Here is a 25,885-nt window from a genome sequence, read left to right on the forward strand (position 1 = left end):
CTCTGGCGTTGCCTCAGGCGTTGCGCTCGAATACGGCGAGCTGCTTCTCCAGCTCGCCGCGCAAGCGCCGCGCGAGCGCGGGATCGGGCTTGACGAGCGGCGCCAGCATGTCCGGCGCATCAACGCCGATCAGATCCATCACCGATTTCATCGGACCGGGGTTGGTCTCCGCGAATGCGAGATTCATGAGCGGAATCAGCGTCCGATGCAGCGCGAGCGCCTCCTGCGTGCGGCCTTCCGACGCAAGCTGATGAATCCTGCGCCACGCGCTCGGCAGAAGCGTTGCCGTGACGACGATACCGCCCTTGGCGCCCGATGCCACATGAAGCGGGAACAGCGTATCCTCTCCGCTCAGCACTGCGAACGAATCGTCCACACCGGCGACGGTGCGCAGAAAATGCCACATATCCGTATTGCAAGCCTTCATGCCGATGATGCGCTCGTGACGCGACAGCTCGTGCAGGACTTCGGGGGCAATCGAGATCCGGGTCCGGTAAGGAATCTCGTAGATCAGGATCGGCAGCGGCGATTCGTCCGCGTAGCGCAGGTAATAGTCGCGAATTCCCTGCTGCGTCGGATTCGTGTAATACGGCGTGAGAACGAGAAGACCATCGGCGCCGGCCGCCGCGAAGTCGCGGCCGGCCTGCATCGCATCGTGGTATCCCGGGTCCAGCACACCCGCGATCACGGGAATATCGCCGTCCGCTTCCCGCACCGTGATCTCGGCCATGCGGACACGCTCCGCTCGTGACAGCGCGCCGTATTCGCCCGTGCCGCCAAGCGGCACCACGCCGTCGATGCCCTGCTTCAGCAGATACCGAAGCAGGTTGCGGGCCGCATCGGCATTGATCGTGTCGTCGGGATTCACGGGCGTGGGAATGGCGGGCAGGATGCCGCGCAAATGTTGCGAAGTAATCATGCGGGATTTCTCAGGTCAATCGGTTCAGGAGGCGAGGCTGCGCCGACGCAGACGGTCGGCGACAGCGATCAGGATGGAAACGAATACGAAGAGGCAGGTCGACACCGACGCGATCACCGGCGAGATCTGCATCGTCACTTCGTCCCAGAACTGCTTCGGGAGCGTCGTGCTGAGCCCGCCGGACGTGAACAGCGCAATCGTCAGTTCGTCGAACGATGTCGCGAACGCGAACAGGAACGACGACATCAGTCCGGCGCCGAGAATCGGGAACGTCACCCGGCGCAGCGTCGTGAACGGCCTCGCCCCCATGCTCTGGGCTGCGAGATCGAGGCGAACGTCGTAATTGCGCAGCACGGCCATCATCGTAATCACGACATACGGGACAGCCACCACCGTATGGGCGATCACGAGGCCGATGGACGAACCGACAAGGCCGATCTTCGCGAAGAAATAAAACACGCCAACGGCGAGAATCATGCGCGGCACGACGATAGGCGCGAGCACGAAAGCGAGGAAGGCCGCATTCCATTTGAGTCCGCCGCGCACGAGCAGGAAGGCCGCCGGCGTGCCGATTGCCATCGACAGCACACCCGTGCCGATCCCGACCCCGAACGAGCGCACGATCGCCTGCATCCAGAGCGGCGAATCCGCTACCTGCTGATACCACTGCAGCGAAAAGCCATGCGGCGGCCACGCGAGCCCCGACGTCGAATCGAACGACAGCGGAATCATCAGAAACGCGGGCGCACTCAGGAACAGCAACATGAGCCACACGACAGCGCGCAGCGTGCGCGGACTGCCGCCCGTCTTGCGGCGGATCTTCGGCAGCAGCCGCAGCACCCCGTCGGTCGCCTGACCCAGAGCGGAGAGCACGATGTCGCCCAGCTTGCGGCTCCAGCCGCGGCCGGATCGCGACGAGCCCGCGGGCGCGCTGCCGCCCGCCATCGTCGACAGTCCGACCATGCGGTCATAGACGACGAACACGGCCAGCACGACGACCAGCAGCAGCACCGAGATCGCACCGGCGAAGCCCCAATTGAGCGCCTGCATGACCTGGTCGATGATGAGCTGCGTAATCATCGTCTCGCGCCGGCCGCCGAGCAGCGTTGGCGTGATGAAGAAGCCGATCGCGGTGACGAACACCATCAGCCCGGCGGATGCGACGCCCGGCAGCGACAATGGGAAATAGATCTTCCAGAACACCGTGCCGGGCCGCGCGCCGAGTGTGGAAGCGGCGGTCGGCAGGCGGCGGTCGATGTTTTCCATCACGGAGAGCATCGTGAGGATCGCGAGCGGCATGAGCGCGTGAACCATGCCGACGATCACGGCGGGCAGGTTGTAGAGCAGACTCAGCGGGGAATCGATGATGCCGAGATGCGTCAACGCCCAGTTGATTACACCGTTGCGGCCAAGCAGCACGACCCATGCGAAGGTGCGCACGAGAAAGCTCGTCCAGAACGACAGCAGCACCCAGTACAGGACTTTGGCCTTGCGATCGCGCGTGAGCGTCGAGATGAACAAGGCCACGGGATAAGCGCTCAGTACCGAAAAGAAGGTGGTCAGAAGCGATATCTTCAGGGTGACCCACAGCACGTCCAGGTAGACCGACGAGGCGAAGAGCCGCCGGTATTCGGCCAGCGTGAAGCCGTCTTTGCCATGAATGCTCAGCAGGAGCAACTGGCCGACCGGATAGATCAGGAATACGGCGAACAGGACCACGATCGGCGCAACCATTGCGGCGATCGTCCATGCGCGGCGATTGTGGCGGCGGCCACTCGCCGGCACGCGTTGCGGGCCTGGCGCGGCCAGTACGGACTCGTTCATCGCTTACCCCGCAATCGCCACCGCGTCCGCCGCCGACCAGCGCAGCCGCAATGTCTGGCCGATCTCGTAACGCTCGCCGAGACGGTTCGTTGGAAAGGCAGCGACGAATTCCTCCACGCCCTGTGCCTGCGACTGCAGATACAGCTTCGTCATGCCGCCGGTGACCATGATGTCGGTCAGCTTCGCGCGCATCGTCTCTCCGCTATCCGGCATGTCGTGGCCGTCGGGCTCGACGCGCACGTTTTGCGGACGAATCATCACCTTGACGTGAGCGCCCGGCCGCACGTCCATGTCATAGGCCATCGCATGGCCGCGATCCGCGCCGCCGACGCCCACGCGCACCTGCTCGCCATCGCGATGCGTCACGGTCGCGTCGAGCAGGTTCGATTCGCCGAGGAAATCCGCGACGAACACGTTGACCGGCCGGAAGTACAGATCGGCCGGCGTGCCGAGCTGCGTGATCGAACCGGCGTTCATCAGGCAGATGCGATCGGACATCGTCATCGCTTCTTCCTGATCGTGCGTCACGTAGATGATCGTCGTGCCGAGATCGCGGTGAATACGCTTGATCTCGAGCTGCATGTGATCGCGCAGCTTCTTGTCGAGCGCGCCGAGCGGTTCGTCCATGAGAATGATCGACGGGCGATAGACCATGCAGCGCGCGAGCGCGACACGCTGCTGCTGACCGCCCGACAACTCGCGCGGGTAGCGCCCCGCGAGGTGCGGCAGATGCACCATCTCCAGCGCGTCGGCAACCTTCCTGCGCGCCGTCGCTGCATCGACCTTGCGCATTTGCAGCGGAAAGGCGACGTTCTCCGCGACCGTCATGTGCGGAAACAGCGCGTAGTTCTGAAACACCATCCCGATGTCGCGCTCGTACGGCGCGCCCCAGGTCACGTCGGTCCCGTTGATGCGGATCGTCCCGCCGTCCGGTTGCGCCAGCCCGGCGATCAGGCTGAGCAGCGTGGTTTTACCTGATCCGCTCGGGCCGAGCAGCGTGAGGAATTCTCCCTGCGCGACTTCGAGGTTCGTCGGGGCGAGCGCAACGAAATCGCCGTAGCGCTTGCAAAGCCCTTCGACATGCAGATTACTGGCTGACATTGATATCACGTCCTTGAAAATCGATGACCAGGTCAGGAGAGAATCCAGCTGTTGAATCGCTCCAACGCAACGCTTTGATTCTGTAGCCAGTAGTGCGCGTCGATGTGCAGGCCGCTCTTGATGTTCTCCGGATACGTCGGGCAGTTCTTCGCGACGGCCGGCTTCACGAAATTGAATGCCTCGGGTTGCGTGAGGCCCGCGGGGAAATAGTCGACGAGCTGCGCCTGACGCTTGGGATCGCTTGCGAACTTGATGAACTCGCGGCATGCATTCGCGTTCGGCGTCCCCTTCAGGATCGACCAGTTATCACAGCCCCAGATATTCTGGTTCCAGCAGATCGCCACCGGAGCGCCATTCGCCATCGCCGATTGCGCGCGCGAAGCCCACGTGGCGACCATCGCCACTTCGCCCGAACCGAGCATCTGCTCGACCTGTGCGCCGGTCGTCCACCAGACGTCCACGTGTTTTGCGACTTTGTTGAGGCTGTCGAAAGCGCGATCCAGATTGCACGGATAGACCTGCGCCGTAGGCACGCCCGAGGCCATCAGCGCCTGCTCGATCGTGTCGAACGGATACTTGCGCATCGCGCGGCGGCCGGGAAAGTCCTTGGCGTTCCAGAGGTCTGCCCACGAGCCCGGCGCCTTGCGGCCCTTGAACGCGTCGGTGCGGTACGCGAGCACCGTCGAGTACACGTTGGTGCCGACGCCGAACGGCGACATGTATTGGCCCGGAATCTTCGCGATCGTCGGATCCGCCTCGAGACCGTGGCGCTCGAGATATTCCTTGCCGCCCGACGTCAGCATCAGGATCGCGGGCTGGCTGATCTTCGCCATGTCCCACGTGTAGCTGCCCGCCTCCACCATGCTCTTGATCTGTGCGGTCGGTTCCGCATTCGCCTGCACGCCGATCACCTCGATGCCCGTTGCCTTCGTGAACGGCCCGTAGTACACGGCACCGTATGCCTTCGTATAGATTCCGCCGTCGTCACGAATGACGATTCGCTTGTTGGCCGCGCGCGAGGGCGTCCAGACGAACGGAAACGCGGTGGCCGCTGCCCCAACGGCGGCCACCTTCAGGACGCTGCGGCGCGACGGATTCTGAACAGACTGAGTCGAGGAGTGCTTGGGTTTCATCGTGAGCTCCAGGTTTTCCGAATGACGTATGAAATGCGCCGGATTTCCACTTGTACGGGATCGGTTGGGCGCGTGGTGGAATGAACGGCGCGGTCAGGGAACGAGGCGCCCGGGATTCATCAGATTCCTCGGATCCAACGCCTGCTTGATGGCACGCATCATCGCCAGCTCGACCGGGGACTTGTAATGCGACATCTCCGGCAGGCCGGTTTGCCCGATTCCGTGCTCGGCGCTGAACGTGCCGCCCAGCCGGTACGCGACGTCGTTCACACTGCGACGCAGCGCCGACGCCGTCGAGGCCGCATCGGACAAACCGTGCCAGGCGTCGAACGTGAACATCGGAATGAAATGCACATTGCCGTCGCCCATATGGCCGACGATGACGATGTCGATATCCGGAACGATTTCGCGTACGGCTTGCGTCGCGCCTTCGATGAACGCGGGCACGGCGGACACCGGGACCGCGCAGTCGGTCGTCAGGCCGACACCGGCGCCTTTGTTCGCTTCGGTGACGCTGTGCCTGACTTCCCACAGTGCGGCACGTTGCGTATCGTTGGCCGCGACGATCACGTCGAGAACGAGCCCCGCGCCGACGGCCTCTTCGAGCGTCTGCTGAAGACACTCGTCCATTTCTGCGCCATCGCGCGTATCCGACAATTCGACCAGCACATGCCAGTCGTGGCGCTGCGCCAAGGGATTGCGGCGAAGCGGAACGCGCTCGACCACGAGCTGAAGCTGACGCTCGTTCATCAGTTCGTACGCCGAAATTTGTGCTCCGCAATTTTCCTGGAATAACCCGAGCACGCGCAGCGCTGCCTGCGGATCGACGGGCGCAAACCATGCAAGCGAGTGATGCGTCGGCAACGCATGCAGCTTGAGCGTCGCCGCCGTGATGATGCCGAGCGTGCCCTCGGCGCCCACGAACAGCTGCTTCAGATCGATCCCGGTGTTGTCCTTTCGCAGGCCCCGCAGACCATTCCAGATGCGGCCATCGGCGAGCACGACTTCGAGCCCGAGCACGTTCTCGCGCGTATTGCCATAGCGCAGCACGCTGGTGCCCCCCGCGTTCGTGGAGAGCGTGCCGCCTATCTGGCACGACCCTTCGGCGCCCAGGCTAACCGGATACAGGCATTGCACCTCGGCCGCCGCATCCTGCACGGCCTTCAGGACGCACCCCGCTTCCACTTCGATCGAACGGTTGACGGCATCCACATGACGGATACGCCGCATGCGGGCGAGACTCACGATGACGGGCGCGGGCCCATTAGCGTCCGGCACCGCGCCTGCGCACAGACTCGTATTGCCGCCTTGCGGCAGCAGCGGAACGCCGGCTTGCGCGCAATGGCGAACGACGAGCGCAACCTGCTCGACGTTGGCCGGTTGCACGACGCACAGCGCCCGCCCTTTGTATCGCCCGCGAAAGTCCTCGACGAAGCCAGCCATATCCGGATCGTCCACCAACACCGCATGGTTGCCGAGCGCCGATCGCAGGGAGGCGATCAATGCGGAGTCGTCGATCATCTGTGGTCTCCAATGTAGGGGGTACACCGTTGTCAGCGGTCGCTACGGGGCATGGAGCCAAGAATAGAGAGACAAAAATCGCAATGGAATTTAAACAATCGCTATGCAATTACTTCGTGCGCAACTCTTGTTTAATCTTTATTAATCAATATGTTAGATAGAACGATTTTGCTCTGGCCTGTCTGCCGAGCAATCAAATGCGCCCGCAACAGGGTTGCGCTCGCTTAGGCGACGTGCCCGCTCCCGGGCACGGCAATGTAGTGACGAACAGGATCCCGGCCAATCGCTTCTCGCCGTGAGCCGGCACGGTTACGTTATTGCCTCGCGAAACCCTCACGCTGCCGGTCGGAGTCAAATGCGCTGAGCGATAGCGTCAGCGGAGACTTCATATGGGTTTTGTCGCGATAAGGCAGTTCTGGCGGGTTCGACCGATATTAGTAGGATTACTTATTTAATCGGCGAATGGATACGCGACATCAAAGAGAGGTTATGGCTGTGGAGAGTCTGGGCATCTCACGATGCCCAGACCGTATGTCGCTCAGTGCATATCTCCAACGGAAACACGCTCAGACAAGGCATTTGTGTCACGCGACGACGATTCCGCCCAGATCTCGTAGCTTCCGCCGTGCACCTGCCACGAATGCGTTGTGACATTCCATGTAGCGAGGCGCCGCGCGGGGATGACGACATTCACCTGCTGCGACTGTCCGGGATTCAAGCCGACTTTCGCCCATCCCACCAGACGCTTCGGCGGCTCGCCCAGGCCGGGTGGCAGCGTGGCATACACTTGGGCAACCTCGGCCCCGGCACGCGAACCGGTGTTGGTGACGGTGAAGGTGGCGATCACGTTGCCTCCATGATCGGTACGTGTCCTGAGCCCCGAGTACGAGAAACTCGTATAGGAAAGACCGTAGCCGAAGGGGAACAGTGGATCGATGTTCTTCGCGTCGTACCAGCGGTATCCCATCAGGAGTCCCTCGCTATAGACGACATTGAGATTATTGGCGTCGATCGTCGGCTGCGGCAGATCGGCTTCCTGCCGGGGGAAGGTGATCGGAAGCTTGCCAGAAGGGTTCACATCGCCGAACAGGATGTCGGCGATACCCTGCCCTCCTTGCACACCCGGATACCATGCTTCCAGTACGCCGTGAACGCTATCGAGCCACGGCATCGTGACGGGACTTCCGTTCTCTAGCACGACGATAGTGCGCTTCGCCCTGGCTGCCACTGCGTTGATCAGCGCATTCTGATCGTAGCTCTGGTTGCTCGGGTCAGCCTTGCTGTCCGGCAGCGACAGGCTCGCCAGATCCGAGCCTTCGCTCTCCCACTGCGTGGCGAACACGATCGCCACATCTGCGTTGGCGGCTGCGCTCGCCGCAGCCGCGGCATTCGTGCCATCGAGGAACGTCACCGTGGCCTGCGGCGCCTTAGCCTTGATGGCGTTGAACGGTGAAGACTTGTACCAGGTGGCGCACGTTGAAAGCAGCGGGTTCCCTGACTGGCATCCCGACACCGCATTGCCGTCAGCCGCGGGCACGCCTCCGGATCCGCCTCCGGATATCACGCCGACGTCGGCATGGCCGCCGATTACGACGACCGAGTGCAGACTGCCAGCCGCGAGCGGAAGAACCGGCTGATTGCTGCCGTCTGGCGAGGCATTCTTTAGCAGGACCATCGACTCGTGCGCCACAGTCAAGGCGTCGCGGTTGCCTGCCGTCTGGTCGACCGAGCCGCCGGGGGTCGGCGGGTTATCCATGACGCCAAGGGCGATCATGGTGCGAAGCCTACGGAAGACCATGTCATTGAGACGGGAAACCGGAACGCTACCCGACTGGACCGCGCTCTTGAGCGCGCTGCCGAAATAGGAAGTGATGCCATAGGATGCTCCGGCCGCCCCGAGATCCCCGGGCTGCTCTTCGTCCAGACCCGCCATTGCCGACGCGACGGTACTATGGTTGGCCGTCCAGTCCGATTGCACTTTTCCTTTGAATCCCCACTCATTCTTGAGGATGGTCGTCAGGAGCTCCGGGTTCTGGCAGGCGTACACGCCATTGATCAGGTTGTACGAACACATCACATTGCCGGGACGCCCCTCACGCACGGCAATCTCGAATGCCAGCAACTCCGTTTCCCGCATCGTTCTTTCATCGACCACCGAATTGCTCGTCATCCGGTTCGTTTCCTGGTCGTTGAACGCGTAGTGCTTGACCGTTGCGATCACGTTCTGCGACTGCGTCCCCATGGTTCGCGCGGCGCTCATCGTGCCGGCCAGGACGGGATCTTCGCCCATGTACTCGAACGTTCGGCCATCACGCGGTTCACGTGCAAGATTGATCCCTCCGCCGAGTCCTTCCGCGTAGCCAAGAACGCGAAGCTCACGTGCAATACGCGCCCCGTAGATCCCGGCGAGCTGCACGTTCCAGCTCGCGGCGAGCGCAACCGGGGCAGGAAGAGCCGTGGCATGAGCGTTCTGGACATTCACGCCGCCGGCCGAATCCGCGGTGGCCAACGCAGGAATGCCCAGGCGACTGACGCCGGGGATGTAGCCGGCGCCCTGCACCCACGAAGGAAAGGGGCCGCCTAAACCGACGGTGGGCATACCCGTTCCGTGTACCAACTGGATCTTTTCGTCCAGCGTCAGTTGGGCTACCAGCGCTGCCGCGCGCATATCGGCCAGGTCGCCTTTCTTTTTCCAGTTGGCGTCCGGCTGCGCCTGACTCGAAGAATGAGAAAGGAGGTTCGACACAACCGAAAATGGGCTATCGCCCCATGTGAGATTGGTAGCAGCTTGATCCGCGTACGCCGCCGAGCCGGCACATAGCGCGCCGACTACAGCGACGGCTATTTTCTTAGGATGCCTCATGATTGTTCTCCTGTTTGCCAATTGCGTAAGCTACGGTCCGCACGGTCGCAGAGCCGTAATCAGACTACATTTTTCTTATAATCTTTTATTGAATTGGCCTACCTCGCGGGATGACGATAGCATCACAGGAAACGCGTGCGCTTATCCTGGCGTCGCAGAATTTAACCTCGTGTCGCGACATCAGGGTAAGCCTTACCCGCGTAACATTTGGTCCTTTCTTTTTGCTTTCGCGAGCTTACGCAATCGTCGCGAAGACGCTTGCCACCCATGCATCGGACAATGGGGATTCGATAGCCGAACACATCAGGCCATTTGAAGGTTTGAACAAGGATGCTAAAGTCGCCAGATAACTGCGGTTAGCCGAGGCGGCATCTCTCCGTTCCATGGTGTCTCTTATGACGATCAACCAGAAGACCGTTTCGAACGTCCTTGCTCAACTTTCGCTTAAATCCGCAGTTGAAAATGGCATGTCGCCGCATGATTTCACGCGCCTCACCGGAATAACGGAGGCCGAGCTCGCACATCCGGACGGTCGCATACCCGCTCACAAACACATTGCGATGCTCAATCTGCTGGAGCCTGGCTATCAGACTTCAGAACGGCTCGAATCATTTTCCGATTATTCCTTTCGGGCGCCCATCAGTACGTTATTGGCAATCGTCACGAATTGCCCGACTTTGACGAAGGCCTTCGACCAGTTCTTGCGCTACCGGATCCTGATCGGAAATGTCGATACCGTGAAGGTCAAGCGCGCTGGCCAGATCTTCGAATTCGAATACGTTCTGGATGGCGCAGGCAGAAGTTCATCGAGCGCCTTTTATAATTTTCTCCTGCTCATCCAGCTGGCCGAACAATACAACGACGATAAGCCGTATCCCGCTCATATTGAGCTAACCGGAAATCCTTTTTCGGCCACATCCCAGTTATCGCAGCTTTGCGGCTCGACCGTGCAATTCGGGCAAAGTCGGAACAGAATGCTTTTGAAATCCAGCTCAGCGGACCTACCGCATCGCAGATATAACGAATTTACCGACAGAATAATTTGCGGACAAGCCGATGCCGATATCATCCGCTTTCTTGTCGGCCATTCCTTTTCTTCGAGAATCGAAGATTTCGTGACGAAGATGATACGGGAGTCGCACTCCGGCCACCCATTTTCCACACCCCTGGAGGAAGTCTGCGAGCGCCTCGGCATTTCCCGCTCGACACTGCACCGGCGCTTACAGGGTGAAGGGACAAACTTCCAGACCATCCTCGCACGCGCCCGGCTCGCGGAGGCAAAACGACTGCTGCCGTTCGCTGATTTTTCGGTTGCCGCGGTCAGCGACCATTTGGGATTTTCATCGCCCTCGGCATTCTCGCGCTTCTTTCTCGAGAACAGCGGCAAGTCCCCGCTGCGCTACAAGCTCGAAAATGGTTCTGTTGCGATAAGGCAGTCTTGATAGGCTGCGTTGCCGCGACAGAACCCGAAATTGCATTTGGACAGTGATTAAATCGCGCATCACGTCACGATGCCGAGACCGCGCGCCGTCTCGCGCGCCAGCTCCACGAATTGCGTGACGCGCGCATTCGCGTCGCCATACCGGTGCGCGATGTACAGCACGGTTGTCGTATCGCGATCCGCCAGTTCGCGGAACGTCACGCCCGGCACAGCGATGCTGCGCAGCGGAGCCGGCACGAGCGCGATGCCGAGTCCCGTTGCCGTCAAGCCGATCAGCGTCGACGCCTGCTGCGCCTCCTGAACGACGCGAGGTTCGAAGCCACGTTTCGCACAGAGCGCGAGTATCTGTTCATAGATCGCGATGCCCGCGGTTTTCGGATAGCCGATAAACGACTCGTCGCGCAGGTCCGCGATGCGGATCGTCCGGCGCGTCGCAAAACGATGCCGCTCGTGCATCGCGAGCAGTAGCGGTTCGGTCGTGAGCGGCTCGAGGACGAGTCGCGAAGGCGCCGGACCCTCCGGCAATCGCAGCAGCCCCACGTCGAGCTCGCGCTGCTCCAGCGCGACGATCTGCCGGTTCGACGGCAGCTCTGACAGCACGATGTTGACGCTCGGGCGCAGCGTGCGGTACGCGTGAATCAGGCGCGGAAACACCGGCGACAGCGACGACGCATTCGTGAATCCGACCCGCAGACGCCCCACATCGCCGCTAATGGTCTCCCACACGCTTTCCTTCGCATGCTCGACGCGCGCGAGGATCGCGCGCGCATCTTCCAGCAGCGCAAAGCCTGCCTCGGTCAGCGCGACGCTGCGTTGCGTGCGGTGAAAGAGCCGCCCGCCAAGTTCGTCCTCGAGCGCCTGGATCGCGAGGCTGAGCGGAGCCTGCGTGATACCCAGCCGTTCCGCGCTGCGGCGGAAGTGCAGTTCCTCGGCCAGCACGACGAAGTACTCCAGATGGCGAAAATTCATTGATTTGTTTTGTGAATCAATAATGTTGAAGACAAGCATAGATCAAAACGCGGGAGATGACGATACTGTGCCCATCGAAGCAGTCAACATGGAGACGACATGACCGGGGACGAACTCCTCACGAGCCTGCGGCGCGGCGAGCGGATACTTGCGCTCGGCATCCGCGCGTCGCGCACCGCGGAAGTGGTGCGCTGGGCCAAGGCGGCCGGCTATCACACGATCTGGATTGATATGGAACACAGCACGCTGCCCGTCGACGTCGTGTCGCAGATGTGCCTGTGTGCACGCGACATCGGACTCATGCCGTGGGTGCGGGTGCCGGAACGCGAATACGGCGTGATCAACCGCGTGCTCGATGGCGGCGCGCTCGGCATCGTGATCGCGCGGGTGGAAAGTGCGGAGCAAGCTCAGGCGGCGGCGACCGCCACGCGCTTTGCGCCGCACGGCCAGCGTTCGCAAATATCCACGCTCCCGGTGGTCGACTATGCGCGCTTGCCGGCACGCGAATTCAATGAGCGGGTCAACGCCGCCACGGCGCTCAAGGTGTTGATCGAGAGCCGGGCCGGCGTGGCAGCCGCCGACGCGATCGCCGCCGTCGACGGCGTCGACGTGGTCGCGCTGGGCTGCAACGATCTGTCGGCAGACATGGGCTATCCGGGCGAGCCGACACATCCGGCCGTAGTCGCCGCGTGTCGCGAGGTGATCGCAGCGACGGTGCGGCATCGCAAGGTGGCTATCGTCGGCGGCATGCCGGAAGGCGAAGCGCTCGACAGCCTGCGGCGCGAGGGGGCCACGCGTTTCGTGTTCGCCGGCATCGACTCGGACCTGTTCCTCGCATCGCTGCGCGAGCGTGCCGAAGCCGCGCGCCGCGCGCCCTGAACGCCCTTTCACCGAACTCTCACAACTCGAACGATCATGGCAGAAACCCCGCTGGTCTCCACCCCGATGCGCGATCTCGCGACGCTGTCGCGCCCGGTCTTTGCAATGCCGGACAAGGCATGCGACGTGCACATGCATGTGTTCGGTCCCGCCGAGCGCTATCCGTGTGTCGCGCATCCGCACTACACGCTGCCCGACGGCAAGCTGTCGCACTACCTGAAGATGATGCAGGTGCTCGGCCTGCAGCGTTTCGTCATCGTGCAGCCGAGCTACTACGGCACGGACAACCGCTGCCTGATCGATGCCCTCCACGCGGCCGGCCCGATCGCGCGCGGCGTCGTGATGATGGAAGAAGGCACCGACGCGAAAACGCTCGATGCGTGGCACGGTGCGGGCGTGCGCGCCGTGCGGCTCGATCTGTTCGCGCGCTCCGGACTGCCGACCGCCGAGATCGAGGCGTATATCACACGCATGGCCGAATTGTGCGAGCGCCTCGGCTGGCATCTGCAGTTCTACGCACCCGGCTGGGTCGTGCGCAACCTGATTCCGTTCCTCGCCGACGTGCGCACGGAGTTCGTCATCGATCACATGGGCTACATGCTCGAGGAAGACGGCCTCACAGCGGAGGATTTCGAGCGGCTGCTGGGTCTGCTGAAGGACGGCCAGTGCTGGCTCAAGCTGAGCGCGCCCTATCGGATCGCGAAGCATCGCGGTTACGAAGCGGTCGAACCGATGGCTCGGGCGATCGTTTCGGCCGCGCCGGACAAGGTCATCTGGGGCTCCGACTGGCCGCATATTCCCGACTCGACGCGCGATACCGGTGAGCTGCTGAACCTGCTCGACCGGTGGACCGACGATGCGCGCGTGAAGCAGGCGATCCTGTCCGACAATCCGGCACGCCTGTTCGACTTCTGACGCGCAGCGAGGATCGTAGACCATGGCCTATCAACCCAATCCGTCGTTCGCGGGACTGTTCCGCGCCTTCACATCGGACCCGCAAAGCATCGGCGCCGGACTCACCTCGCAGATGGATCGGCTGGGCGAAAACGATCCGCTGCTGGTGTCGACCGGATCGGACATCGTGCTGTTCCCGCGCGTGGGCGCCGCGCCGCGTTTCGAGAGCTTCCGCAAGTCGACGCGCGGCTTCATCGAGCTGACGGCCGTCTCGCATCTGCCGCTCGCGCTCGCCTACCTCGCCCGGATGCGCGAACTCGATCCGCACGACATGCGCTGGCGCGACGGCGCGACGCAACTGAAGCAGCATGCGCAGCGTACCCGCGAGGCCAATTCCACAGCCTTGTGGCAGGACGTCATCGCGGTCGAAAGTTTCGCGGGCCACGAGGAGAAGATCGCCCGGCTTGTCGACTATACGTGCGCGACATCGATCGACTGGCTCACCCGCTCGCTCGACGATCCGCAACTGCTGACGTTCGACGCGCTCAACGACGGCTATTTCGCGGCGGACGGCAACCGTCTGCCGGTGCCGATGAACGACGTGATGTTCGCGACGTTCGGCCTCGCGTTTCTCGACATCGTGTACCGGATCGGCAATTGGCTGCGGGCGCTACCGATCGACTGGCGCCGCGCGATGGTGCTCGTCAGCGGGCGCTCCGGCCGGCCGACGGCTGGCGCGACCTGGTCGTCGAACAACATGTGCTATCTGGTGTGGCGCGCGTCCGGCCGCGCGCTGCCACCTGAGCGGGTCTACGTCGCGCCGCACGCGCCGTCGTTCGAGATCGACGCGCTGCCCGACGCGGCCGGGCTCGCTGAACTGGAGCGCACGTACCGCCACCTGTGGCTCAACACGCGGGCGAGCGTCGAGGTGGCCCGCGCGCTCTTTCCGCAGCAACCGGCTTACCGTTTCGACCCGACGCTTGTGGACGGCATGCCGCCGATCGCCAGCGTCGACGACCGTGCCGCGACGGCGGCGCGGCTTCGGCGAATCATGGAAGACCCGAGCCAGCTTCTGTCGAACTGCGTGGCCGACTACATCGTCGACCAGTTGCACGAGAACGGCAATCGTCCGAACGCGGTCGAGATCCCCGGATTCACGAACGTGGACTATCCGTAACGCGATCTGCCGCGCCCCACTCGACCGATCGGCAAGGGCGGCCAGATCGGCGTTGAATACAAGCCCAACAACAGGAGACAACACAATGATTCAATCCGGCTTGCGCGCGCCTGAATCGCCCGCGCGCACCGCGGCGCTCCGGATCACGCTGGTGTGCTTCGCCGTGTCGATGATCGACGGCTTCGATACGCTGATGCTGTCATTCGTCGCGCCGCTGCTCGTCAAATCGCTGCATATCGATCACGCGTCGCTCGGCCGCGTATTCGGCGCCGGTTTTCTCGGCACGGTGCTCGGGTCGATCCTGATCGGCCCTGCCGCCGACCGCTTCGGCCGCCGTCCGATGCTGCTGCTGTCGCTCGCGCTAACCGGCGTGCTGACGCTCGCGTGCGCAACCGCGACGAGCGCGCCGATGCTCGCCACGCTGCGCTTCATCGGCGGCCTCGGGATGGGCGGCGCGATTCCCGTGGTGGCCGCCATCACCGCGCAGAACAGCCCGACTCGCAGCCGCGCGTCGCTGGTCATCCTGATGTTCATCGGCTTTCCGCTCGGCGCGGTGGTGGGCGGCGCGATCACCGCCGCGCTGATGATGAAGTTCGGCTGGCCGTTCGTGTTCCTGATGGGCGGCGCAGGCGCGCTGGCCGCGATGGTGCCCGTGTGGTTCGTGATCCCCGCCGGCGCCACGCCGCGCGACGCGCGCCTCGCCTCCGCCCAGCGCCGGCCGCGCTCGCTGAACCCGTTCGGGCACACGCTCGCCGACGGCCGCGCGCCCGCCGCGATCGCGCTGTGGTGCGGCGTGCTCGCGACGATGATCCTGTCGGGCTTTCTCGTGAACTTCATGCCGACCATCCTGAACCTGAACGGCATCGCGCCCGACCGCGCGGCAATGGGCGCGGTGCTGATCAACGTCGGCGCGATTCTCGGCGCGCTCGCACTGTCCGCGATCGTCGGGCGCTTCGGTCCCTTCAGGCCGGTCGTCGCGGTGTTCGTCGCGGGCGCCGGCCTGACGATCGCGCTCGGACAGTTGATCGGCGTCGGTAACGGCGTGTTCGCGATGCTGTTCTGCATCGGCGCCTGCCTCGTCGGCGGTCAGCTCACGTTTCCCGCGATCGCGAGCCGGCTCTTTCCGGACGACGTACGCGCCGGCGGCGTGGGCTGGACGATGGCGATCGGCCGCGCGGGCTCGATCATCGGGCCGTTGGTCGGCGGGATGCTGCTCGCGGCGCACCTGCCGCTCGAGCGCATCTTCCAGATGGTCGGCCTGCTGGCCCTGTGCGGCGCGCTCGGCGTCGCGCTCGCCTATCGATGGCAGCCGGGCGACGCGACACGACGCCCGTCCGTTGGCGGCGGCGAGCTGTCCATCGCCGATTCCGAACTGAGCAACGGGAAACACTGACATGAGCCTCGATTTCCTTACCCCCGTGCAGTCGCTCGCAACGAGCGGCGCGCGCGCGGCGGCTATCTTCACGATCGACGGCACGACCTACCTCGGAATTCCGCAGTTGGCCGTCGACATCGCAGACCAGCCGCCGCACATGAACGCCGGAGACAGCGACGTCGACGCGCTGCTGTACCGCTGGGACGGCGCCCGTTTCGTCGCGCACGACACGCTGCCGCTGCCGGGCGGCGAGGATCTCGAATACTTCGAGATCGGCCCGCGCCGTTTCCTCGCGGCCGCGGGTGTCCGTTCGGGCAAGGGTCCGTACGATCTGAACGTCGACGCGACCGTGCATGAATGGTCCGACGGCGCATGGCACCCGTTCCAGACGATTCCAGCGTTTGCCGCGAAGCAGTTTCGCGCGTTCGAGGTCGGCTCACGGCGCTTTCTCGGGCTTGCACAGGGCGTGAAGATCGAAGGCGCCGTGGCGCACCATCCCCGGCACTCGTGCCTGCTCGAATGGACGGGCAGCCGCTTCGACGCGTTCCAGACCTTCGACGGCCAATGGGGCTACGACTGGATTCCCGCGCAATTCGGCGGCGAGCACTACCTCGCGTATGCCGATCATCTCGACGGCGCGACGATCCTGCGCTGGAACGGCGAACGCTTCGCGACGTTCCAGACCCTCCCCGGCCATGGCGCGCGCACGTTCCGGTTCTTCGAGGACAACGGCGCGTTGTGGATGGTCTACGCGAACATTCACGATCACACGACGCTATACCGCCTGAGCGGTGGCGCGTTTGTGCCGGTTCAGCGGCTCGGCGAAGCGGGTGGCCGCGAACTCTGTCTGATCGATGGCGCCGACGGACGCTATCTCGTACGCATCTGCTTCATCACCGGCACGCCCCACGCGCCCATCGTCGCCCAGCGGTCGCAGGTCTACGCGTGGCGCGGCGAACGGTTCGAGCTGCTCGGCGAATTTGCGACTTCGGGCGCGACGTCGGCGAGCACGTTCGTTGAGGACGGAGCGCGTTATCTCGTGGTCAGCAACGCATTGAGCGAAGACATCCGCTTTCGCGTCGATTCGACCGTGTACCGGTTCGAACGATGACGTGCATCGCCTGACCGCATGACCGCCTCTCCGGCTGCGAGGCGGGCGGCGCACAGCTTCACCCAGCAGGAACCCTGTCCGATCCCTCGAGCAAGCAGGGAGGGCCCGGGCTTGCCCGAAAAAATAACGATGATGGAGACAAACTCAATGAAAAAATCGCTTCTCTGCGCCGCGATGCTGGCGGCCGCCAGTTCCGTCGCCCATGCGCAAAGTAGTGTGACGCTTTACGGCATCATCGATGCTGGCGTTTCGTATCTGAGCAACGTCGGCGGACACAGCCAGTTCATGGCGAGTGACGGCTCGATCCAGTCCAATCGCTGGGGTTTTCTCGGCAAGGAGGATCTCGGCGGCGGACTGAGCGCCATTTTCGTTCTCGAAAACGGCTTCAATCTCAACTCGGGCTCGCTGTTCCAGTCCGACGTGATCTTCAACCGGCAGGCATGGGTCGGCCTCGCGTCGACGCGCTACGGCCGCGTGACACTCGGCAAGCAATACGACTTCTTCTGGGACAACCTCACGCAGTTCGCGATGGGGCAGTATGCCGGCCAGTATTCGTGGCATCCGGGCGACTTCGACCACCTCGCGGGCACGCTGCATATCAACAACGCTGCCCGCTATGTTTCCCCCACAATCGCCGGTGTGACGGTCGGCGGACTCTACGCGTTTCCGTCGCAGGCGACGTCGGGCGGCACCGGTCGCATCATCGCGTTCGGTCTGCGGTACGACAACGGCCCGCTGAAAATCGGCGCTGCCTATACGGACATCCACGATATGGGCGTCAACGGCCCTGTTCAGGCTGGCACGACGTTCTTTCCGAATCTGCCGCCAACGCCGCAGCTCGCGAATGGCGTCACCAACTTCGGCGCTGGCGCGAGCTATCAGATCGGCCGCAGTCTCACGCGCCTGCTGTTCACCAGCACGCATTTCCGCATTCGCAACGACAATGGGTCGCTCAACACTTATGAGGCGAACGAAGTGTTCTCGCTGACGCCTGCGACTACGCTGATGGCCGGCTACTGGTACAGCAAGCTGGGTAGCCAGCATTGGCAGAACGTCACAGCGTTGGCCGACTATGCGCTGTCCAAACGCACCGACGTTTATGCGACCGCGACCTATCTGCGTGCATCGGGCGGTGCGGCGCCGGTGTTTCTCGGAATCGGCGGCAGCAATGCGTTCGTCGACGGAGTTTATGTGGGTGGCGGCGGCGCGTCGTCGGTCGCGGTTCGCATCGGCATGCGGCAGAAATTCTGAACCCGGCCTGAATCTCTTGCACGGCAATCCATCGTTGCTGCAATACCGCTCCTGGTCGCATGGCGTCGCTTGCCTCGCGGCCACATCAAGCTCAGCGTACTGGAGCGGTTCCCCCGATCGACGCAGCCAATCAGAACACGATGTTGGTGCGCACGCCCACCACCACCGTATTACCGATCCGTTGCGACGGATTCTCCGGATCCGGAATCCCGCCCGACGGATTGAACGTGTATTGGAAATCCGCCTGCAACTGCCACCATGGCGTGACCTGATATTGATAGGTCGCCTCGACAACCGTCTCGGCGCCGCGCACAGGGTAGCCCGGTGTCGTGAACGCCGCCGTGTCGCTATCGAAGCCGCTCGCGTGCGAACCGATCTTCAGGTAGCCGACCGCCAGTCCAACCACGTCGTTGTCGCGCCCCTTGAACGGCGCTTTCAGCGTCACACCGGCATTCATGCCGAGGTCGACCAGATTCCGGTCGCCTGGCGCACCCATGAGTCTGGCGAAGACCGCAACCGCCTGCGGACTGTCCGCCGACGGACGCCAGACCGTCTGATCGGCAACCGCATAGAAACTGTAGTTGCCCTTATAACTGCGCGGGACACCCGTGCTGGCCGGATTCGCGAGCGACAGACCGGTGTTGTCGAAGCGCGGGTCGTCGAAACGCCCGGTGTTGTACCAGAAGCCCAGTTTGTACACGCCTGGCAGGCCGGCCGGTTGAGGGTCCGACGCATTGGCGGGCGGCTGGTTGATCGCGTACTGCACTTCGCCGATAAACAATGCGCCATTGCCCAGATTGAAATTGGTGCCGTGAGCATTCAGTTTCTGCGGATCGCCTACGCCATTGCCCGCGGGATTGCCATCGAAGACCCCCGCGAGCACGGTCCATGAATCGGACGGTTTGGCGCGCACGCGCACGCCCAGCGATGACAGCGGATAGGCTGGCCCCCCGGCCAGCATATCGACGGACGGCAGCCCCGGCCAGCCGAACGTCGCGTTCATGAACGGCGTGGCGTACTGGCTGATCATGAACTCCTGGTCGAGGCTCTGCTGACCGACCTTCACGTCCATCTTTCCGCCCAGAAGCGACTGCTGGTACCAGAGCTCCCATAGCCGGGTGGTGCTATCGGCTTCGATGCCGGAAGCGGTTTGCAGCGTTTGCAGGTCACGCTGCGTCAGACTGGTTCCGTGAATCTGCAGACCCGAGACGTTGAACGTACCGCCCGGCAACCCGATGGCTTTATCCGTATCGACGACGAGCCCAAACTGGGTCAGGCCGCTATAGGCGCCGCCGCGCTTCGTGCCGCCAGACAGGTTGTTCAGATATTCACTGGTTTCCTGCAGATTGAAGGTCACGCCGTAGTTTCCGAGCCATGGCCGCAGTCCGCCCATATCGCCGAACAGGTTGGAGCGATCCCAGAACCCGGTGGGGGCCGGCGGCGTCTGGTCCGCCTTTGCCGCTGGGGTTTGCGGTTCGGCCTGGGTCGGCGTGGCGGCGGGCGCGGCCTCGCCGGTTGCCTGCGCGAACGCGCAGGGCGCAATAGCGAGCGACAGCAGGAACGACAGGCTGACCGGTGCACCGGACAGCAGCAGTCTGGTCTTGAGTTTTTTCTTCATGGCATCGGGGCAAGGTTATCTTGCGAAACAGCGGATAGGTCTATGGATGAAATACGCCGAGCATGTCGGGCTTGTGAACCCGCTTCGAGGTCAGGAAAACCACCAGCTCAGCCGTAGCGAATTTCTCAACTCGCTACCGGCGGAAGAGACGGACAACATCGCGGCAAGTGCAATCGCGGCGGCTGTCATCGCGAGAATCGCGTAGCCGGTTGGCGTCAACGGACTGCCGGCATGGCCCGTGCGGAGCGCGGCGCGTGCGCAGATTCGCGAAACAACGCTCTGCACCTGCGCGCGACATGCGCCGCTCCTGAAAGACGCAGCGAAAGATGCGACAAATGATTTGACGAACATAGGCCCACTCCCGTCCAGCCCGGCGAATCCGGGCGACGTCAAAGCGCGACTGCATCCCGCAAGCGGACTTGCGACAGGCGGTCGAACAGAGCAAGCGTGCTGCTGACAAACTGGCAGGAAACCAGTCAGTGATGAAGCGCGCTAACCCGACTCATGCGAGCTAGCGGCGAAGGAAAAGACCTGCGGGCGCTATCTCGCGGTGATGTTGCCGGCACGGACCGGCATCGGACTTCCACTACTAGAGCATGCGTCCACGAGGGACTCCTTTAACTGAGACGGGCGGATTGTATTCGGCGTGCGTATAAAACCGCAAGTAAAAAAATCATAAAGTCCATCGCACTCCGAATCTATTCAGAAAGCGCGACTATGAACGACAACGATTCGCAGCCACTGGGCGAATCGGGACCAACCGGGACAAATCAGAGCGAATCGATTATTTCAAAATGCTTTCCAAAACCCTTCTGAAAGACGAGTCTTTCTGACTGAATCCTGTCCGCCCGAGCCATGCGCCACGGCGACGAAACGCGCGTCCAGCTTTCTATCTGCTCTGCTTAAGAATCATGTTGACTTCGGATTCATGCACCCCCTAGAATTTAAAAATCTTCACGAATGGGGCTGACGCCTTGGACACCTGCAGTAGTCGATCCTTGAACAAATTCGCTGCCTGACCGGCAGGACGTCCGCGCTCCCTTTCCCAGCCGCCGTCTTGCCAGCAGGCAGACGGTGCGCGCAGCAGTATCTCTCCGTGCACCTTGATTAGCGCCATATGGCCGCCGCGATTGAGCGCGTCCATAGGGTTTCGCATCGCGTGCTGCAAAGCTCGCGGCAGCGTTCGCGCGCGTTTCGTTGATTCAACGAACGCGGGCAAACGCGTGAATAAACACGTGCGTATCAAACGCCAACAAGGAGCTCTCATGCCAGACAGTGACAGTTATCCCTTATGCCGCTCACCTCTACTTTTGACTGAGGAAAGCGAGTAGACCTTCGCCACCGTGCGCCCGACGCGCATGGCCTCCGGTCTGCTGGCTTTCCGCTCAATGCGTTAAGTCCAACGCCGGAGAAACATCATGAAATTCAGCATGCTCCTGCCGCAGTTCCCGCACGCTCAGGAATCGCGCGTCCATTCCGACGCCCTACTCGAGCTGCAAGCCCGCGAGTCATATCGCGGGTCACATCATCTTGCCGCGCTCTGGCAGCGCCTCAAGACGCTCGTTTCCTGACTCGCTGCGATCTATCCGTCATACGTCAGGCGGCCGCGTCGAGGACATGACCGATGCCCTCGATTCAAACCCTCGATTCTAACCCTTACGTATGCCGGTGGTGCGCCTGGTTCCATCGCTAGTCCCATCAATAAACACAACCGTGGAAGAAGACCCATGTCTACTCCAACCAACGTTTCATCCACGCGCAGCGCCGTGCTCGACTCGGCGCATGTCGGCGACATCAAGGGCGCACTCGGCACGATTGCTCATCATGACATCGCGCCTCGCACCAGTTGGTGGGCGCGCTTGCGCACGCTGCTCGCCATCCTCGGTCCCGGCCTCATCGTGATGGTCGGCGATAACGACGCGGGCGCTTTCGGCACCTACACGCAGGCGGGCCAGAACTACGGCACCACCCTGCTGTGGACCATGCTGCTGCTCGTGCCCGTGCTCTTCGTCAATCAGGAGATGGTGTTGCGGCTCGGCGCGGTAACAGGCGTCGGCCACGCGCGTCTCATCTTCGAGCGCTTCGGCAAATTCTGGGGCGCGTTCAGCGTCGTCGATCTGTTCATCCTCAACGCGCTGACCATCGTGACCGAGTTCATCGGCATCACGTTCGTGCTCGACTTTTTCGGTGTCTCGAAGATCGCGGGCGTGTGCATCGCCGCGGCGCTCACGATGGCCGCCGTCAGCACCGGCGACTTCCGGCGCTTCGAACGCTTCGCGGTCGTGCTTTGCGTGTTGAGCCTGTTGCTCGTGCCGGTGCTCGTGTCGATTCACCCGCCGGTCAGCCAGATGGCGCGCGACTTTTTCATTCCGAACTGGCCTCTCCACTCCAGGCTCTCCGACGTGATGCTGCTCGTGATCGGCATCGTCGGCACGACGGTTGCGCCGTGGCAGTTGTTCTTCCAGCAGAGCTATGTGGTCGACAAGCGCATCACGCCGCGCTTCATGAACTACGAAAAGGCCGACCTGTGGATCGGTATCGTGTTCGTGCTGATCGGCGCGGTCGCGATGATTTCCTTCAGCGCGGCGCTCTTTGACGGACGGCCCGAGTTCGGCAATTTCACGGATGCGGGCGGCATTATCGCGGGCCTGGAGAAATATGCGGGACGTACCTCTGCGGTGCTCTTTGCGATCGCGCTGCTCGATGCCTGCATCATCGGTGCGGCGGCCGTGTCGCTGTCCACGGCTTACGCGATCGGCGACGTGTTCAAGATCCGCCACTCGCTGCATCGTAGCGTGTCGGACGCGAAGGGTTTCTACCTCGTGTACTTCGCGATCATCGCGGCAGCCGCGGCGCTCGTGCTGATTCCGGGCAGCCCGCTCGGTCTGCTGACCGAAGCCGTGCAGACGCTGGCCGGCGTGCTGCTGCCGAGCGCGACCGTGTTTCTGCTGCTGCTTTGCAACGACCGCGCCGTGCTCGGTCCGTGGGTCAACTCGAAGAGGCTGAACCTGTTTACCGGTGCCGTCATCTGGGTGCTCGTGATGCTGTCGATCATTCTGACCGCGTCGGTGATCTATCCGGACATGAGCGGCGAAACGATTGTCCGCATGCTCGTGGGCGGGACGCTGCTCGCCGTCGTCGGTTATGCCGCGACCATCGGCATGCGCAAACTGCGTGGCGAGCCGGCAGCCGAACCGACGCCGGCCTATTCGAAAGACGCGCGCAAGACGTGGCGCATGCCCGCGCTCGACGAGCTGCCGCCGCCGAATCTGACGCTCGCCAAGCGCGTGTGGATGAGCGTGCTGCGTGGTTATCTGCTGCTCGCGGTGGTGCTGGTGATCGTGAAGGTCGTGCAGATGACGTTGCTTGGATAGCACTCAACGCCTGCCATCGGGCAGGCGGGTTCGGGAATTGCGAAGGATAGTCGCGGGTGTGCCGTCGCCGATTGACGGACACCGTGACACCTCGACCGGCTTCGTGATGTCATCCCGGCCGTCAGCAGGAGGATTCGACGATGAAGAAGCACATTCTCGCGGCGTTCCTCGTTGTAACCCTGGTACTACTCATCGTTGCACTCGTGACCTTTAACTGGATCTGTCAGTTGTCTGCCACAGGTACGGTGCGTGTCGTCGCTGACGGATTGCCGGACGGTGGCGGACCGCCGAACGGGGCGGCGCCCCATTGCCTGATCTATGGGAAATACTGTCTTGGCGACGCGCTGCGCAGCCATTAGCAGGACGACGGGCTCGCCATCGACGGAAGACGTGCCTCAGAGACGTTCTAGAATCTCGTTGACCCAGCCCTTGGGGTCACCTTTATGCTGACTGCCGCTGGTCAACGACAAAGAGGTGACTGATGAGTTCTTCCGCCCGCTGTTTGAATGTGTCTGAAGCAGCCAGACGGCTCGGAGTATCGATCAAGGCCCTGCGGCTATATGAGCAGCAAGGGTTGGTCACTCCCGGCCGAACCGCAGCAGGATACCGGGCATATGCGTCCGGCGACATGGCTCGTGCTGCCGAGGTAGTAGCTCTGCGCGCGCTCGGTCTCAGTCTTGCACAGGTCGCCCGGGTGTTGGAGGGCGACCCTCGCGGCTTGGGCGCCGCATTAGCTGCGCACGAAATTACGCTGGACAATCAAATTCACGAGCTTGTCCGTAAGCTCGATAAAGTCCGAAGTGTCCGGTCCGATCTTGCGCGAGGCCAGACGCTTCCCGACGGAGAGCTGACGCGGCTGCTCGATCGGACGGCCATGAGCGTGGCATTCGAGCTTCCGTGGCCTTGGGGAGGTGAATGGTTCGAGCTTCGCGACATCCGCCCCTTGAATTACATCATCGGTTCTCTGGGCAGCGGGAAGACCCGACTGGCCCGTCGTCTGGCAGAGACGCTACCCGGCGCGGCGTTCCTTGGTTTGAATCGGTTAGAGAACGAAGGCGCGGCAGCAGTTGAATCGATGAACACCGATCCGGAACTGAGGTCGCGCGTCAATCAGGCCTTGACGTGGCTCGCCGACGAGGGCGCCGCGGAATCCGCAGCGCTGATCGCGTTGCTCGTTAGCCTGGAAACCGAAGGCCCAGGCGTTCTGGTCATCGATATGATCGAACAGGATCTGGAACAGTCCGCGCAGGAGGCGTTGATCGTCCATCTTCGCCACCGCGCAAAGACCGGGGGACGCGCCCTCTTCCTGCTGACGCGCTCATCAGCGATCCTGGACCTCGCCTCGGTCGGACCTGATGAGGCCATTATCCTTTGCCCGGCAAATCACAGCCCGCCTATCCGGGTAGCGCCTTACCCCGGTGCGCCAGGTTATGAGGCCGTCGCCACGTGCCTGGCATCACCCGAGGTACGGGCCAGGGTCGCGCGTCGCCCTGAGAATGAATGGTCACTGTAGAGGAAGTGCGCCGGACGAAGGACGTATTCATCAACGCGGCCGTTCAGGTTGCGCAGCACTGCGTCAGACAGCAGCAAGACGAGCTGAAATTTCCTTCGCGGTACCAATCATGAGCTGCCGGCACTCTTTCAGGACCACTTCCGGACTGGTCGCCTCACTCGAATAGGATGCGCCGATCGCCGCAACCTCACCGGTCAGAGGATCCTGGATCGCGCACGCGATTGTGATATCGCTGGCGAAGTCCTCTTCGACACCGAGCACATACCCGTCCTTGCGGCCTTGCCTGACACGCTCGAGAATCTGCTCGGGCTGCCAGATCGTATTCGGCAAGATCGGCTTCAGATCGGACCGATCGAGTATCCGGCGTACCGCATCGTCCTGCAGGGCCGACATCATCGCAATGCCGGTAGCGGTGCAGTACGCCGGTAACCGCAGGCCGCCGCTCAGGTCATTGGACAACATTTCCGGGCTGACATAACGGACCACGAACACGGTATCCACGTCGTCGAGCATCGTCAGGTTGATCGATGCATCGGTTTTGCGGCGCAGGAACTTCAGATATGGCCGCGCACAATCGACGATCCGGTGGGATTCCAGATAGGACTGGCCTATATCGAGGCAACGCATCGATAACCTGTATTCGCCGTCGGGTCCGATCTTGTCCAGGTACCCTAGTTTCCAGAGCGTATGCGCAGCGCGCTGCGTGGCGCTCTTTTCGAGTCCCACCTCGCGCGCGATCTGCGAGAAGCCCATCATCGGCTTCGCTTTGCCGAAAGCCTCGAGCACGAGAAACGCCTTCTTCACACTACCGACGAACAGGTTATCTACTTCCTCGTCCGCGTCATTACTGCGCGTAGTCTTCTTTTCACGTTGCCTGGCAGCCATGGTCGATGTCGTTGAAAAAAGTAAGCGGTCGCAAGCT

22 protein-coding genes are annotated in these 25,885 nt (G+C 62.5%); 12 read left to right on the forward strand and 10 right to left on the reverse strand.

The genetic code is table 11. The features are described 5' to 3' along the window. Nucleotides 1–13 precede the first annotated feature (13 nt). The 6 genes from dapA to B9Z01_RS19910 form a co-directional block, all read right to left on the reverse strand. A complete protein-coding gene (gene dapA / locus B9Z01_RS19885; protein WP_085486126.1) occupies nucleotides 14–919 on the reverse strand; it encodes a 4-hydroxy-tetrahydrodipicolinate synthase in 906 nt (301 codons plus the stop codon). 24 nt (nucleotides 920–943) lie between these two features. Next, nucleotides 944–2,653 (reverse strand): ABC transporter permease subunit, encoded by a 1,710-nt coding sequence (locus B9Z01_RS19890; RefSeq protein ID WP_085486524.1) that lies wholly within the window; start codon nucleotides 2,651–2,653, stop codon nucleotides 944–946. Nucleotides 2,654–2,746: 93 nt separating this feature from the next. Further along, on the reverse strand, nucleotides 2,747–3,844 hold the full coding sequence (locus tag B9Z01_RS19895; RefSeq protein ID WP_085486128.1) for an ABC transporter ATP-binding protein: 1,098 nt from the start codon (nucleotides 3,842–3,844) through the stop codon (nucleotides 2,747–2,749). Between the two features lie 32 nt (nucleotides 3,845–3,876). Next, nucleotides 3,877–4,977: an ABC transporter substrate-binding protein gene (locus tag B9Z01_RS19900; RefSeq protein ID WP_085486130.1), complete on the reverse strand. Its 1,101-nt coding sequence runs from the start codon at nucleotides 4,975–4,977 to the stop codon at nucleotides 3,877–3,879. 93 nt (nucleotides 4,978–5,070) lie between these two features. Next, on the reverse strand, nucleotides 5,071–6,498 hold the full coding sequence (locus B9Z01_RS19905; protein ID WP_085486132.1) for an FAD-binding oxidoreductase: 1,428 nt from the start codon (nucleotides 6,496–6,498) through the stop codon (nucleotides 5,071–5,073). A gap of 538 nt (nucleotides 6,499–7,036) precedes the next feature. Further along, a complete protein-coding gene (locus B9Z01_RS19910; protein ID WP_085486134.1) occupies nucleotides 7,037–9,361 on the reverse strand; it encodes a beta-glucosidase family protein in 2,325 nt (774 codons plus the stop codon). Between the two features lie 395 nt (nucleotides 9,362–9,756). Here B9Z01_RS19910 and B9Z01_RS19915 point away from each other — a divergent pair, with 395 nt between their 5' ends. After that, nucleotides 9,757–10,803 (forward strand): AraC family transcriptional regulator ligand-binding domain-containing protein, encoded by a 1,047-nt coding sequence (locus B9Z01_RS19915; protein ID WP_167387527.1) that lies wholly within the window; start codon nucleotides 9,757–9,759, stop codon nucleotides 10,801–10,803. Nucleotides 10,804–10,862: 59 nt separating this feature from the next. Here B9Z01_RS19915 and B9Z01_RS19920 read toward each other — a convergent pair whose 3' ends face one another. Further along, on the reverse strand, nucleotides 10,863–11,771 hold the full coding sequence (locus tag B9Z01_RS19920) for a LysR family transcriptional regulator (protein ID WP_167387528.1): 909 nt from the start codon (nucleotides 11,769–11,771) through the stop codon (nucleotides 10,863–10,865). Between the two features lie 99 nt (nucleotides 11,772–11,870). On the opposite strand from B9Z01_RS19920, the gene B9Z01_RS19925 reads away from it, so the two are divergent. From B9Z01_RS19925 to B9Z01_RS19950, 6 genes are all read left to right on the forward strand, one after another. Further along, entirely contained in the window at nucleotides 11,871–12,650 is a 780-nt protein-coding gene (locus tag B9Z01_RS19925) for an aldolase/citrate lyase family protein (protein WP_085486140.1), read from the forward strand. Nucleotides 12,651–12,686: 36 nt separating this feature from the next. Further along, nucleotides 12,687–13,565, forward strand: a complete 879-nt coding sequence (locus B9Z01_RS19930) for an amidohydrolase family protein (protein WP_167387529.1) — start codon at nucleotides 12,687–12,689, stop codon at nucleotides 13,563–13,565. A 22-nt stretch (nucleotides 13,566–13,587) separates the two neighbouring features. After that, on the forward strand, nucleotides 13,588–14,721 hold the full coding sequence (locus B9Z01_RS19935; RefSeq protein ID WP_085486144.1) for a DUF5624 domain-containing protein: 1,134 nt from the start codon (nucleotides 13,588–13,590) through the stop codon (nucleotides 14,719–14,721). Nucleotides 14,722–14,806: 85 nt separating this feature from the next. Beyond that, nucleotides 14,807–16,114 (forward strand): MFS transporter, encoded by a 1,308-nt coding sequence (locus B9Z01_RS19940; protein ID WP_085486146.1) that lies wholly within the window; start codon nucleotides 14,807–14,809, stop codon nucleotides 16,112–16,114. 1 nt (nucleotide 16,115) lies between these two features. Then, nucleotides 16,116–17,207, forward strand: a complete 1,092-nt coding sequence (locus tag B9Z01_RS19945; RefSeq protein WP_085486148.1) for a hypothetical protein — start codon at nucleotides 16,116–16,118, stop codon at nucleotides 17,205–17,207. A 147-nt stretch (nucleotides 17,208–17,354) separates the two neighbouring features. After that, a complete protein-coding gene (locus B9Z01_RS19950) occupies nucleotides 17,355–18,458 on the forward strand; it encodes a porin (RefSeq protein ID WP_167387530.1) in 1,104 nt (367 codons plus the stop codon). Nucleotides 18,459–18,588: 130 nt separating this feature from the next. Here B9Z01_RS19950 and B9Z01_RS19955 read toward each other — a convergent pair whose 3' ends face one another. Continuing rightward, nucleotides 18,589–20,076, reverse strand: coding sequence for a carbohydrate porin (locus B9Z01_RS19955; RefSeq protein ID WP_085486152.1), 1,488 nt, complete (start codon nucleotides 20,074–20,076; stop codon nucleotides 18,589–18,591). Here B9Z01_RS19955 and B9Z01_RS19960 point away from each other — a divergent pair. Continuing rightward, nucleotides 20,060–20,281, forward strand: a complete 222-nt coding sequence (locus B9Z01_RS19960; RefSeq protein WP_143809000.1) for a hypothetical protein — start codon at nucleotides 20,060–20,062, stop codon at nucleotides 20,279–20,281. The two genes, B9Z01_RS19955 and B9Z01_RS19960, sit on opposite strands and share 17 nt — an antisense overlap. Before the next feature lie 732 nt (nucleotides 20,282–21,013). On the opposite strand, the gene B9Z01_RS19965 is transcribed toward B9Z01_RS19960, so the two are convergent. Next, nucleotides 21,014–21,220 (reverse strand): hypothetical protein, encoded by a 207-nt coding sequence (locus tag B9Z01_RS19965; RefSeq protein WP_085486157.1) that lies wholly within the window; start codon nucleotides 21,218–21,220, stop codon nucleotides 21,014–21,016. Between the two features lie 274 nt (nucleotides 21,221–21,494). Between B9Z01_RS19965 and B9Z01_RS35630 the strand changes: the two genes are divergently transcribed. The 4 genes from B9Z01_RS35630 to B9Z01_RS19980 all read left to right on the forward strand — a co-directional run bounded on the left by B9Z01_RS35630 (nucleotide 21,495) and on the right by B9Z01_RS19980 (nucleotide 24,963). After that, the gene (locus B9Z01_RS35630) at nucleotides 21,495–21,647 is read left to right on the forward strand and encodes a hypothetical protein (RefSeq protein WP_167387531.1); all 153 of its coding nucleotides are present in this window, start codon (nucleotides 21,495–21,497) and stop codon (nucleotides 21,645–21,647) included. A gap of 156 nt (nucleotides 21,648–21,803) precedes the next feature. Further along, the gene (locus B9Z01_RS19970; protein ID WP_085486159.1) at nucleotides 21,804–23,450 is read left to right on the forward strand and encodes an NRAMP family divalent metal transporter; all 1,647 of its coding nucleotides are present in this window, start codon (nucleotides 21,804–21,806) and stop codon (nucleotides 23,448–23,450) included. Nucleotides 23,451–23,590: 140 nt separating this feature from the next. Beyond that, complete coding sequence (locus tag B9Z01_RS19975; RefSeq protein WP_085486161.1) at nucleotides 23,591–23,809, forward strand: hypothetical protein; 219 nt, start codon at nucleotides 23,591–23,593, stop codon at nucleotides 23,807–23,809. A gap of 122 nt (nucleotides 23,810–23,931) precedes the next feature. Further along, on the forward strand, nucleotides 23,932–24,963 hold the full coding sequence (locus B9Z01_RS19980; protein ID WP_085486163.1) for a MerR family transcriptional regulator: 1,032 nt from the start codon (nucleotides 23,932–23,934) through the stop codon (nucleotides 24,961–24,963). 63 nt (nucleotides 24,964–25,026) lie between these two features. Here B9Z01_RS19980 and B9Z01_RS19985 read toward each other — a convergent pair whose 3' ends face one another. After that, the gene (locus B9Z01_RS19985) at nucleotides 25,027–25,848 is read right to left on the reverse strand and encodes an IclR family transcriptional regulator (protein ID WP_085486165.1); all 822 of its coding nucleotides are present in this window, start codon (nucleotides 25,846–25,848) and stop codon (nucleotides 25,027–25,029) included. Nucleotides 25,849–25,885 lie beyond the last annotated feature (37 nt).

This window comes from Paraburkholderia susongensis (genome assembly GCF_900177725.1).
GTDB classification, from domain to species: domain Bacteria; phylum Pseudomonadota; class Gammaproteobacteria; order Burkholderiales; family Burkholderiaceae; genus Paraburkholderia; species Paraburkholderia susongensis.

What these genes read in the sequence shown, in the direction of transcription:
- B9Z01_RS19910 (WP_085486134.1), bottom strand. Translation starts at nt 9,361, where the DNA reads ATGAGGCATCCTAAGAAAATAGCCGTCGCTGTAGTCGGCGCGCTATGT.
- B9Z01_RS19985 (WP_085486165.1), bottom strand. Translation starts at nt 25,848, where the DNA reads ATGGCTGCCAGGCAACGTGAAAAGAAGACTACGCGCAGTAATGACGCG.
- B9Z01_RS19915 (WP_167387527.1), top strand. Translation starts at nt 9,757, where the DNA reads ATGACGATCAACCAGAAGACCGTTTCGAACGTCCTTGCTCAACTTTCG.
- B9Z01_RS19935 (WP_085486144.1), top strand. Translation starts at nt 13,588, where the DNA reads ATGGCCTATCAACCCAATCCGTCGTTCGCGGGACTGTTCCGCGCCTTC.
- B9Z01_RS19920 (WP_167387528.1), bottom strand. Translation starts at nt 11,771, where the DNA reads ATGAATTTTCGCCATCTGGAGTACTTCGTCGTGCTGGCCGAGGAACTG.
- dapA (WP_085486126.1), bottom strand. Translation starts at nt 919, where the DNA reads ATGATTACTTCGCAACATTTGCGCGGCATCCTGCCCGCCATTCCCACG.
- B9Z01_RS19955 (WP_085486152.1), bottom strand. Translation starts at nt 20,076, where the DNA reads ATGAAGAAAAAACTCAAGACCAGACTGCTGCTGTCCGGTGCACCGGTC.
- B9Z01_RS19965 (WP_085486157.1), bottom strand. Translation starts at nt 21,220, where the DNA reads ATGGACGCGCTCAATCGCGGCGGCCATATGGCGCTAATCAAGGTGCAC.
- B9Z01_RS19980 (WP_085486163.1), top strand. Translation starts at nt 23,932, where the DNA reads ATGAGTTCTTCCGCCCGCTGTTTGAATGTGTCTGAAGCAGCCAGACGG.
- B9Z01_RS19970 (WP_085486159.1), top strand. Translation starts at nt 21,804, where the DNA reads ATGTCTACTCCAACCAACGTTTCATCCACGCGCAGCGCCGTGCTCGAC.
- B9Z01_RS19890 (WP_085486524.1), bottom strand. Translation starts at nt 2,653, where the DNA reads ATGGTTGCGCCGATCGTGGTCCTGTTCGCCGTATTCCTGATCTATCCG.
- B9Z01_RS35630 (WP_167387531.1), top strand. Translation starts at nt 21,495, where the DNA reads ATGAAATTCAGCATGCTCCTGCCGCAGTTCCCGCACGCTCAGGAATCG.
- B9Z01_RS19940 (WP_085486146.1), top strand. Translation starts at nt 14,807, where the DNA reads ATGATTCAATCCGGCTTGCGCGCGCCTGAATCGCCCGCGCGCACCGCG.
- B9Z01_RS19945 (WP_085486148.1), top strand. Translation starts at nt 16,116, where the DNA reads ATGAGCCTCGATTTCCTTACCCCCGTGCAGTCGCTCGCAACGAGCGGC.
- B9Z01_RS19905 (WP_085486132.1), bottom strand. Translation starts at nt 6,498, where the DNA reads ATGATCGACGACTCCGCATTGATCGCCTCCCTGCGATCGGCGCTCGGC.
- B9Z01_RS19900 (WP_085486130.1), bottom strand. Translation starts at nt 4,977, where the DNA reads ATGAAACCCAAGCACTCCTCGACTCAGTCTGTTCAGAATCCGTCGCGC.
- B9Z01_RS19895 (WP_085486128.1), bottom strand. Translation starts at nt 3,844, where the DNA reads ATGTCAGCCAGTAATCTGCATGTCGAAGGGCTTTGCAAGCGCTACGGC.
- B9Z01_RS19950 (WP_167387530.1), top strand. Translation starts at nt 17,355, where the DNA reads ATGAAAAAATCGCTTCTCTGCGCCGCGATGCTGGCGGCCGCCAGTTCC.
- B9Z01_RS19925 (WP_085486140.1), top strand. Translation starts at nt 11,871, where the DNA reads ATGACCGGGGACGAACTCCTCACGAGCCTGCGGCGCGGCGAGCGGATA.
- B9Z01_RS19930 (WP_167387529.1), top strand. Translation starts at nt 12,687, where the DNA reads ATGGCAGAAACCCCGCTGGTCTCCACCCCGATGCGCGATCTCGCGACG.
- B9Z01_RS19975 (WP_085486161.1), top strand. Translation starts at nt 23,591, where the DNA reads ATGAAGAAGCACATTCTCGCGGCGTTCCTCGTTGTAACCCTGGTACTA.